This window comes from Bacillus cereus group sp. N12 (assembly GCF_016483575.1).
GTDB lineage: Bacteria > Bacillota > Bacilli > Bacillales > Bacillaceae_G > Bacillus_A > Bacillus_A toyonensis.
The window spans coordinates 1-1,541 of record NZ_JAEHBO010000177.1 but is presented as its reverse complement, the minus strand read 5'-3'; the positions used below and the strand labels follow the sequence as shown (position 1 = coordinate 1,541).

Genomic DNA, 1,541 nt, shown 5'->3' with positions numbered 1-1,541 from the left:
AAAAAGTATTTCATTCTAAGTGGACTGAAACAGGGGGATTAAAACCTGGGAAAATGGATTGGTTTTGGATAAAGTTTATATTTGAAGACAACGGCACAGATCAAAACGTGTTCCAAGGGGATAGTATTGCATTAAAAATGGAGTTCCAAGCCAATCAAACAGATGGACAAGAAAGATAAATTTAAGAGCAGATTACTTGGAAAAAGTAAAACTGAGTTTATGCCTTTTAATAATTTAAAAGAATGATTACTACATATCTATACCAAAAGCCATTGATATCAGCATTTACGCATGATATCAATGGCTTTTGTAAGTTTAACATTTTGTATGTTTTGTAAAACTAACATTTAATTTATAAATAGTAAACATGTTTAAGAAAAAAGGGGAAAATAAAAGTACCCCCTGACTTTTCTACAAATGAGATGGCAGCGAGCTATAAAAACTTATGCTTAACTTCCTTTTTAATTATTAAAATACCCTTTTAACATGCTTTTTGAGAAACGATTTGGATATAAAGCAACAAGCATTTCATAAGGGCTTCCTTTCCAATAGCGTTTTAAGGGTGTCCATAACTTTTGTTTTATCAGCCATCTTTGATTAAATACTTTTAATAGCTGTTTCTCGTTTAGTTTTTCTTTCTCTTCAATGGTCCACCTTAATGCTTCTAATGCTTTACTTCTAGACCAAAAGCCCACAGGCGTAACTTTAAATTCCCATTCTTTAAAACGACCTGGATATAAGTCATTAATCATTTTAAATGGACTATTCCCCCACATTAATTGACATGTAGACGCTAATCTGTGAGTCTTTAGCCACTTTATATTGTATACATTCAGTAATTGTTCGGGAGTTAATTTTTCTTTTTCTTCAATGGTCCATTTCAATGCTTCTAATGCTTTTTCTTTTGTCCAGAAGTTATTGGGCGTCATAAGAAATTCCCATTCTTTAAAACGACTGGGGTACAGATCGTTAATCATTGCAAAAGGACTGCTATTCCAATACATCGCCAGAGGGGCACCGAGTTTCTTTCGTTCTAACCATCTTTTACCGTATACCCGTAAGAGCTTTTCTTTTGATAACTTTTCTTTTTCTTCAATCAGCCATTTCAAAATGGTTAATGCCTTTTCTTTCGTCCAAAAATTTAAAGGAGTCATACCAAACTCCCATTCTTTAAACTCACTTGGATATAAATCATTTATCGCTTTAAAAGGACTACTTTCGTATCTATGTTTGAGTAATCCTCGTAGTTTATATTTTACAAGCAATTGAGTGTTCCACTTTTTTTTGATGTCTTCCTTATTCCATTTTAAAATACTGTGTAATAAATATGTGATTACTCTGCGGGCCTGTTTATTATCCATATCCTCTTTCCAAGTATTCGGAGGGAATCGTTTCCTTTTTCCATCCAATATTTCTTGATAAATTTCTTCTATCACAACGGCTTTCATTGACAATATATAAATCCTCCTACATTTGTATTTATATTTATACAGTATTAGCGCTGTCTCTTATACACATCTGACGCTGCCGACGAAGCTAGA

At 32.9% G+C, this 1,541-nt stretch carries 2 protein-coding genes; one reads left to right on the top strand and one right to left on the bottom strand.

Going from position 1 to position 1,541, the window contains the following annotated elements:
- A partial coding sequence (locus JDS92_RS29990; protein ID WP_242476058.1) for a CalY family protein occupies nt 1-179 on the top strand: 179 nt, incomplete at its 5' end.
- 282 nt (nt 180-461) lie between these two features.
- On the opposite strand, the gene JDS92_RS29985 is transcribed toward JDS92_RS29990, so the two are convergent.
- Nucleotides 462-1,448, bottom strand: coding sequence for a DUF4046 domain-containing protein (locus JDS92_RS29985; protein ID WP_242476057.1), 987 nt, complete (start codon nt 1,446-1,448; stop codon nt 462-464).
- Between the last annotated feature and the right edge of the window lie 93 nt (nt 1,449-1,541).